Here is an 8,422-nt window from a genome sequence, read left to right on the forward strand (position 1 = left end):
CTGGTGCGAACCATCTACCAACCCCACGGCTATCAGATCGTGCCCCATATCGTGCCTTACAAACGCGCCGTTGCCATGGTAGCCAGGCAAGAGGGGGATATGGCGATGAGTGTCTATCGGGACGAGCTAAAGGGAGTCAAACAACCCCGCCAGCCAGCCTCCGCCGATGATGTGACCGTCTTCATGCTCAAGCAGTGGCAGCCACAATGGCGGGGAGAGCGCAGCCTGGAGGGAGAGACCGTACTCTGGCGGCGAGGATGGGTGCTGGATAAATATCTTCCGGTCACCATGCGATGGCATGAGCTCGACAACCATGAGATGGCCCTGCAGCTGATTGGCAAGGGGCGCTATCGCTATTACCTGACCGCTGGCGTGCTCCATTCTGCCGATGAGACCCCGGCCAATATGTACCGCACCATTTTGCGCTGGATCCCGACTTACCCCATTTTTGCCGATACCGAGCAGGGCGAGCGGCTACTGCTGCTGTGGGATCAGGAGATGGTGAATCTGATCCGTCGCGGCACGCTGGCCGAGATATATCGCCATTATCACCTCTATGACTACTACCGCGACTTTCTCGAGGAGCAGGCGGTCAAGGTCGGCGAACACTGATCCCACCATAGGGGAAAGAGAAGGATGCCGCAGCCCCGTCAACAGCAACCACCGCCAGCAACCAGTCTATGAGCAACACCGTTTCCATTGACCCGTGGCCACGCCACAACTCAGGGTTGCCGGAACCCCTTCGCCAAGCGGTCATAGAGGATCACATTGACCGAGGCGGCCAGATTCATGCAGCCCTGAGTCGGCACATAGACCACATCTTTCACCGCGCCATAGAGGGCGGGATCGAGCGTACCATCCTCCGGCCCGAAGATATAAAAAGCGCGTTCCGGATGGATATAGTCGGGGAGCGGCGTAGCGCCGTCGATCAAATCGACCACCACGGGCACGCATCCCTGCGGGATAAACGCCATCAGATCATCCACCCCGAGCAGCGGGATCTTCTCCACCATCTGCTTGGTATCAGTGGCAAAGCGGCGCGCCAGCTCGAAACGGTTACCGGTGTAGTAGACCTCGTCCACCCCGTAACAACCCGCAGCCCGCATCACGGAGCCGACATTTTCCGGAGACTTGGGATTGACCAACCCCACGCAGCAGAATGCACTCTTTTCCATCATCTCTCCTCATCTTGCGGCGGCCATTATAAGCCGTTGCAGGGCCACCGACCCGTTAAAAGTCCCCTCCCCAGATAAACCGCTTGCCAACCCAGCTTTGAATGTCGATTTTTTGTGCGCAAGCCTACAAATTTTGTACAAGCTGATAGCCAGCAAACGTTTCCCAGCAATAATGGACAAACGTTTGTAAATGGATGTTTGTCTATGACTGAGCGTGAACAAGAGATCCTCGCCCTGCTGCGTCAGGACCCCATGATTGCCCAGCAGGAGCTAGCCGATCGCCTCGGCATCAGCCGCTCCGCGCTGGCCAGCCACATCTCAAGCCTGATCCGGCAGGGGTATGTGCAAGGCAGAGGCTATGTGTTGCGAGAGGGTCCCTACGTAGTGGTGATCGGCGGTGCCAATATGGATATTTGCGGCACCAGCCACGACAACCTGCTGCTCGGCGACTCCAACCCGGGCAAGGTGCGCACTTCGGCCGGTGGTGTCGGCCGCAATATCGCCGAGAATCTGGCGCGGCTCGGCAGCGATACCCGACTGCTGACTGCACTCGGCAACGACCAGTATGGTCACCATCTATTGGAAGTGAGCCAGCGGGCTGGCGTCGATGTACGCCAGACTCTGGTGCTCGATGGCCACACGACCTCCTGCTATCTCAGCCTGCATGATGGCAGCGGCGAAATGAGCTGCGCCATCAATGACATGGCCATCATAGAGCAGCTCACTCCTGCCCGCCTGACACCCCTCGCAGGCTTTCTCGGCGGCGCCCGGCTCTGGGTGCTCGACACCAATCTGGCCATCCATACCCTCGACTGGCTGTTCGAACGGCAGGGGGATCACGCCATCTTTGTCGATACCGTTTCGGTGGCCAAGGTGGAGAAGATCCGCCCCTGGCTTGGCAAGATCCACACCCTCAAACCCAATCGCAGCGAAGCCGAGCAGCTGTGCGGCATGACCATCGCCGGGCCCGAAACCTGGCCCATGGTGGCCGCCTGGTTCCACCGCGCCGGGGTCAAGCGACTGTTCCTCAGTCTGGGTGAACAGGGGATCTTCTACAGCGATGGCGAGCAGCAGGGCCACCTGCCGGTGCTGGGCAGTCCGGTACTCAATGTCACCGGCGGCGGGGATGCCTTTATGGCTGGCCTCGCCCACGCCTGGCTGCAACAGCTCGACATTGCCCAAACCACCCGCTTTGCCTTGGGCTGCGCCGCACTCACCGTCAATTGTTCCGATACCGTTTTTTCCGGTCTGAGCAAGACCGCCGTTGACCGCATACTGGAGGAGTACTCATGCTGAACGCTTACCTCGATATCCAACCGGAAGTGGCTGCCGCGCTGGCCGCCGGCAAACCGGTGGTCGCCCTCGAATCCACCATCATCTCCCACGGCATGCCCTATCCGCAGAACGTGGAGACGGCCCGTCAGGTTGAACAGGTGGTGCGCGATAACGGCGCCATTCCGGCCACCATCGCCATCCTCGACGGCCGCCTGAAGGTGGGTCTGGATGCGGGAGCTCTGGAAGCGCTGGGCCGGGCTGGCCACAGCGTGACCAAGTGCAGCCGCCGCGACATTCCGTTCGTACTGGCGCGCAAGGGGATGGGGGCCACCACGGTCGCCTCGACCATGATCATCGCCGCTATGGCGGGGATCCGGGTCTTTGCCACCGGTGGCATTGGCGGGGTACATCGCGGCGCGCAAGAGACCTTCGATATCTCCGCCGATCTGCAGGAGCTGGCGCAAACGCCAGTGGCCGTAGTCTGCGCCGGAGCCAAGTCGATCCTCGATATCGGGCTGACGCTGGAGTATCTGGAGACCCAGGGGGTGCCGGTGATCGGCTATCAAACCGAGGAGCTGCCCGCCTTCTACACCCGCGAGAGCGGCTTCAAGGTCGATTATCGCCTCGATACCCCGGCAGCCATCGCCGAGGCGCTACGCCTCAAGTGGGAGCTGGGACTAGCGGGCGGCGCCGTGGTGGCCAATCCCATCCCTACCGCACACGCCATGCCTAAAGCCGACATCGACGCAGCCATTGCCCGGGCGCTCCATGAAGCGGACGAGCAGGGGATCAAGGGCAAGGCGTCAACCCCCTTCCTGCTGGCACGCGTCTGCGAGCTGACTGGCGGCAACTCGCTGGCGGCCAACATCCAGCTGGTACTGAACAACGCGGCACTTGGCGCCCGCATCGCCGCCGCGCTTTAATTGCACACCGATACCTCGCCATGTAAAAGAGGGCCTCGCGGCCCTCTTTGTTATTTTTGCTATCTGCAGCGCTATTGCAACGCTGTGTTATTGCAGTACCACGCGCCCATTGAGTGGCTGCACCGGCCGGTTGTTGGGGTGGTGCATCACCGTCTTGAAGGCGTCGATCTGGGCCTGACTGACCTCAACCGGCTGCTTCATCACCAGCCAGCGCACTCCTTCCGAGCAGGGAGGCGTAGTAAGGGAACCGCTGAAGCGGTAGTAGTCACGATTCTCGGGCAGCAGTTGCTCAGCAGAGAGCGGCGCCTTGAGGGCCTGGGTCTCCCCCACCTTGGCAGGTAGTTCACCCCAGGCAGCCGCCAGCACCGGATTGGCCTTGCCAGCCTCGAACATCACCGCCACCACGGCGATCTCTCCCTTGTCACTGACGTGCACCAGATGCCCTTCCAGCGGATAGGATTTGCCCTCGATGAGGTTTTCACTCGGGGCGTGGAAGTGGAACTGCTTGAGCTCAAAGGTGGTGCCATCGAGTTGCAAGGTGCTGCCCGGGGCATAACCGACCTGCACGGTATGACCGTTGTTGACCACTGTGTTGCCACCCGCCTGATAGTGAAGTACCAGCGGGGCCAGTTTGGCCTCGACCAATCCGCTCAGGTCAACCGGCGACTGATTGCTACCCGCACACTGGCCAAACTCCGGGGTCAGCTTGGCCCAGTGGGCAGGCCCCGCCTCACCGCTATATTCCCAATGGGGGGTGGCAGCAAACACGACAGGGCACAGCAACAGGGAGCAGACCAACAGAGACTTTCTCATCATACATCCTTATCTTGATTGAAAAGCACGACCATCCCCTCCCCCGGATAGCGGGGCATGCAGAGATGGCATATCTGATACGCGGAATACAGAGCATCGGAGCGACTTTCTAATGGTAACGAGCACGGGTTGGTCAATCGGTTTGACCGCTGCTCAATACAGAGTCGTTTGGCAAGGATATGGTGAGGGATCGGCAGATACAGTGAAAGAGGGAGAAATTAATCAGCCAGCTATCCACTCATCCTCTGGCAGGTGCGGGACAAGGTTCAGGGAGTTACGCTTTCATAACAACCATCCATAACAACCATCGCGGGAATCCGAGCCCCCGCGATGGTTGCCGATAACGGCAATTAACGGTCGCGATTCAACGCGATCAGACGATCAAGAATCGCCTCACCATCGGCACGCAAACCGTTGTGCTCATACTCATTGGTGATCCAGGCGCGACTGCTCCCCAGGCCACGCAGAGTTTCGCGACTGTAGTCAAACTCCACATACATATCCTCGGCATAGACGGCGCAGGCTACCGGCACCTGGTTGCGGGCCAGTTGTGCCGGGTCATAGAGCGCCCCCCAGTCCGCCTTGTTGGCCAGCAGATGGGCCGCCTCTTTCAGGGGCAGCAACTCGCGGTACTGCTCGAACATCCAGGGGTAAACCATCTCGCCGGTGAAGGCGAAATCCTTGCCTGGCGCCCAGTTCACCGCAGGAAACTCCCCTCTGACCCGATCTGCCGCCCAGCGAGTCGCCTCCCCTTCGGCGTAGATAGCCTCGTGCAGAATGGCAAACAGCGGGTTGGTATTGAATGGCTGCATGCTCTGCACCTGATAGAGAAAGGCCGGGCTCAGCTTGTCACCGATAAAGGCCTCTTCCAGCAGGTAATAAAGCTCCTCGAAAGCACCCGTAGCACCGAGATCCAGCCCCTGCTGCTGGAACTGCTCCACCGTCAGGCGCTGACCGTTGGGCAGCCGCACATCGTGCTGGTGCAGATGGTTGGCCAACCGGTTGGCAATCCCCTGAGCGTGGGGGAAGCGGGCGAAGAAGGCTCGGTTCTTGTCAGCCACCCGCTGATAGGTGGCGCGGTAAACCTCCTCGGCGCTGCGGCCAATCGGCGCGATGCCGCCGGTGATATAGACCTCCCGCAGGCTATCGGGGAAGAGCGAGAGATAGGTCAGGCAGCAAAAGCCGCCAAAGCTCTGACCCAGCAGGCTCCAGCGATGCTTGGGGCTGAGCTCCTGCCGGATGAACTCGGCATCTTGCACTATGCTGTCGGCGCGAAAATGGCCGAGATACTCCGCCTGCTCGGTCGGTGTCATTTTGGCCAGAATCTGCCCATGGATGGGGCTCGACATCCCGGTGCCACGCTGATCCAGCAGCAGCACTTTGAACTCCTGCAACGCCCGTTTGAGCCAACCACTGTTGGCCGTCGGGCGCGGAGCCCCGAATCCCGGCCCCCCTTGCAGAAAAAGCAGCCAGGGCAACTTCTCATCGAGCTTGTCTTTACGGCAGAGGGTACGGGCAAACAGAGTAATGCTGTCGCCATCCGGCTCATCATGATCGAGGGGAACGGTATAAAAGTGCGGCTCGCAATGAATGCCGTCCAGTACATAGCTCAAGGGGCTGTTCATCTGGGATCTCTCCGTCAGGATGGGAACATCATTGACCCCATCATATCCCCGCCCGGCCACAGGGTCACTCCGGTTTTCCAAAATGTTAACAATAGCTTAAAGCTCGAAACATCACCCGACAAGCCGCTCTTCAACAGTGCTGAATTAATTGTTTTGCAGGGGAGATTGACGCCATGGCGCCATTCAACAAAGATGGCTCGCCTGCACAGGAGTGCAGCCATTCAGGCCGACAAAATGGATAAGGGAATGTGATGAAACCGAAGTGGATCAGGGCCAGAAAAAGAGAGAAGAAGCCATGCCCTGGCAGCATGTTGCAGACCGGAATGCTGCTGTTCAGTGCCACCTGTGGCGCGACGCTCTTTTTGGCAGCATGCAACAGCAACTAGAAATGAAAAAGCCCGCTCGATTGAGCGGGCTTTTCGAATTTGGCTCCTCCTACTGGACTTGAACCAGTGACATACGGATTAACAGTCCGCCGTTCTACCGACTGAACTAAGGAGGAATTATGGTGCCCAGAGACGGAATCGAACCGCCGACACGGGGATTTTCAATCCCCTGCTCTACCGACTGAGCTATCTGGGCAACGGCGCGCATTAAACCCTTTCCAGCGCAGAGTGTCAACCATGATGGCACGATAAAAAGCGCGTTCGCTCAACAACCGAACGAAGCGACCATTTATTATCCATTTCAGTCCTGTTTGCCATACTTGCTGGCCTCTGCACGCCCTGCAGGCTGTGCCAATATGATGGAAATTCGAGGTTCAGTGGGTCCGCCGCATTGAGCCGAATCCACTCTGCGAGTATGCTTTGCCGCAATGATACCGCCTGGAGGCAACATGAGTCTGAATATGCAAGAGTGGCGTGATGAGACCACCGAGATCGTCAACGAACTGCTGGCCGATGGCAGCAATCCCGATGCGGATTACGACATCGAGCACCACTTCGCCTGCCAGGATTTCGACCGTCTGGAAAAAGCAGCGGTTGACCTGTTCAAGGCCGGTTTTGAAGTGACCGATGCCGAAGAGATGGAGCTGGATGACGGCGCCACTATCTTCTGCTTCGATGCCACCATCGAGTGCAAGCTGAATGTCGAAGCGATCGTCGCCGATATCGCCAAGATGCTGCCCATCCTGGAAAAATATGGGGTGGATTACGATGGCTGGGGCACCTACTTCCAGGATTGATCCTGCCTCCATCGTAAAACAACAAGGCCACCGCAAGGTGGCCTTGTTGTTTCTGACGATCTCTCACACCAGATAGCTGGCAGCAAACTCCGCCGGCGGCAGTGGGCGACTGAACAGATAGCCCTGAAGCCGATCACACCCCGCCTCGGTCAACCACAGCTGCTGCTCGGGTGTCTCTACCCCTTCGGCCGTGATCCGGATCCCCAGCTCATGGCCCAACCCGATGACCGAACGCACGATAGCGGTGGTCGCGCTATTGCTGGCCAGCCCCTGAGTGAAGCTGCGATCCAGCTTGAGGGTCGCCACCTGCAAACGCGGCAGATAGGCCAGCGAACAGTAACCGGTACCAAAGTCGTCGATGGCCAACTGAAAACCGGCGGCAATCAGGTTGTCGAGGTTGGTCTCAATCTCGTCGGCGTTCTCCATCAGTACCCCTTCGGTGATCTCCAGCTCCAGTTGACTGGCCTTGAGACCATGGCGAGCGATGCAGGCAGAGACCCGCTCACAAAGCGCCGGATCACGGAACTGCAGCGGCGAGAGGTTAATGGATAGCACCATATCCGGCTGCGCAGTTTGCCACTGCGCCAGCTGAGCACACCCCTGCTCCAGCATCAACTGGCCAAGCTGACCGATGATCCCCATCTCTTCCGCCAACGGAATGAATTCGTCGGGGGAGATCATCCCAAGCTCGGGATGGGGCCAGCGACAGAGCAGCTCAGCGCCATGCAGCCGGTGGGTGCGGGTACAGATGATGGGCTGATAGACGGCAACCAGCTGGGCGGACTTGATAGCGAGCGGCAACTGGGCGGCGATCAACTGACGCCGCTTGAGCCGGGCATGCAGCTCGGGATCAAACAGGGTGCAGTACTGCTGCTGCCGTTTGCCCTGCGCCAGCGCAGCCTCGGCATGGCTGAGCAACCGCTCGGCATCGCTTGCCCGCCCCTGGGCCAGCCCCAGAAACACCGGTATCTGGATGCGATGATCTTCCACCTGATAGTGCTCCATCAACTGCTGCTGCAGATGCTGGCTCCACCCCTGCAATGGCTCGTTGAAGTCGGGCAACAGCAGGCTGAAGTCATCGGCAGCGACCCGACAGAGCAGGGAACGCGGCGGCACCAGCTGCTGCAACCGCTTGGCTACCTGGCTCAGCAAGCGGTCGGCAATCCGGATCCCGAAGCGATCGTTGATTTCACGAAAATGGTGCAAGTCGACGAGTACCAGCGTGGCACTGCGCCCCCCAAGATGGCGGCTGGTCTGCAAGAACCGGGAGAGTTTGAGCAGTCCGGTCAGACTGTCGTAGTGCTGCTCCTGCTGCAACTGCGCCTGAGTGGTGCGCAGGCCGGTGATGTCACGCCCCAGCGTCAGGATCCCGAGAGAGTGACCATCACCATCGGGGACATCGACCCGGGTGATCTCCATGTGTCGCCC

The 8,422-nt window shown here is 59.4% G+C and carries 9 protein-coding genes and 2 tRNA genes; 4 read left to right on the forward strand and 7 right to left on the reverse strand.

Features of this window, described 5'->3' with window-relative positions:
* A partial coding sequence (locus AACS18_RS07450) for a hypothetical protein (protein WP_108612137.1) occupies positions 1-612 on the forward strand: 612 nt, incomplete at its 5' end.
* Between the two features lie 110 nt (positions 613-722).
* Here the strand turns inward: AACS18_RS07450 and AACS18_RS07455 are convergent.
* Positions 723-1,175, reverse strand: coding sequence for an RNA methyltransferase (locus AACS18_RS07455; protein WP_108612138.1), 453 nt, complete (start codon positions 1,173-1,175; stop codon positions 723-725).
* Between the two features lie 204 nt (positions 1,176-1,379).
* On the opposite strand from AACS18_RS07455, the gene AACS18_RS07460 reads away from it, so the two are divergent.
* Both AACS18_RS07460 and AACS18_RS07465 read left to right on the forward strand, forming a co-directional pair.
* On the forward strand, positions 1,380-2,471 hold the full coding sequence (locus AACS18_RS07460; RefSeq protein WP_108612139.1) for a PfkB family carbohydrate kinase: 1,092 nt from the start codon (positions 1,380-1,382) through the stop codon (positions 2,469-2,471).
* Positions 2,465-3,373, forward strand: a complete 909-nt coding sequence (locus AACS18_RS07465; protein WP_108612140.1) for a pseudouridine-5'-phosphate glycosidase — start codon at positions 2,465-2,467, stop codon at positions 3,371-3,373. Before AACS18_RS07460 ends, AACS18_RS07465 begins: the two co-directional genes overlap by 7 nt.
* Before the next feature lie 87 nt (positions 3,374-3,460).
* On the opposite strand, the gene AACS18_RS07470 is transcribed toward AACS18_RS07465, so the two are convergent.
* From AACS18_RS07470 to AACS18_RS07490, 5 genes are all read right to left on the reverse strand, one after another.
* Positions 3,461-4,186, reverse strand: a complete 726-nt coding sequence (locus tag AACS18_RS07470) for a carbonic anhydrase (RefSeq protein ID WP_108612141.1) — start codon at positions 4,184-4,186, stop codon at positions 3,461-3,463.
* 350 nt (positions 4,187-4,536) lie between these two features.
* On the reverse strand, positions 4,537-5,811 hold the full coding sequence (locus AACS18_RS07475) for an alpha/beta fold hydrolase (protein ID WP_108612142.1): 1,275 nt from the start codon (positions 5,809-5,811) through the stop codon (positions 4,537-4,539).
* A gap of 130 nt (positions 5,812-5,941) precedes the next feature.
* Positions 5,942-6,154: a hypothetical protein gene (locus AACS18_RS07480; protein WP_339373245.1), complete on the reverse strand. Its 213-nt coding sequence runs from the start codon at positions 6,152-6,154 to the stop codon at positions 5,942-5,944.
* An 83-nt stretch (positions 6,155-6,237) separates the two neighbouring features.
* A tRNA-Asn gene (locus AACS18_RS07485) sits at positions 6,238-6,313 on the reverse strand.
* Between the two features lie 4 nt (positions 6,314-6,317).
* Positions 6,318-6,393: transfer RNA gene (locus AACS18_RS07490), tRNA-Phe, on the reverse strand.
* Between the two features lie 265 nt (positions 6,394-6,658).
* On the opposite strand from AACS18_RS07490, the gene rraB reads away from it, so the two are divergent.
* Positions 6,659-6,994 carry a ribonuclease E inhibitor RraB gene (gene rraB / locus AACS18_RS07495; protein WP_026034893.1) on the forward strand — a complete coding sequence of 112 codons (336 nt, stop codon included), beginning with the start codon at positions 6,659-6,661 and terminating at the stop codon, positions 6,992-6,994.
* A gap of 63 nt (positions 6,995-7,057) precedes the next feature.
* Here rraB and AACS18_RS07500 read toward each other — a convergent pair.
* On the reverse strand, positions 7,058-8,422 hold a 1,365-nt coding region (locus tag AACS18_RS07500), incomplete at its 5' end, for a putative bifunctional diguanylate cyclase/phosphodiesterase (protein WP_108612143.1).

Origin of the sequence: Aeromonas sp. HMWF015 (assembly GCF_963878965.1) — a bacterium.
Lineage (GTDB): Bacteria > Pseudomonadota > Gammaproteobacteria > Enterobacterales > Aeromonadaceae > Aeromonas > Aeromonas veronii.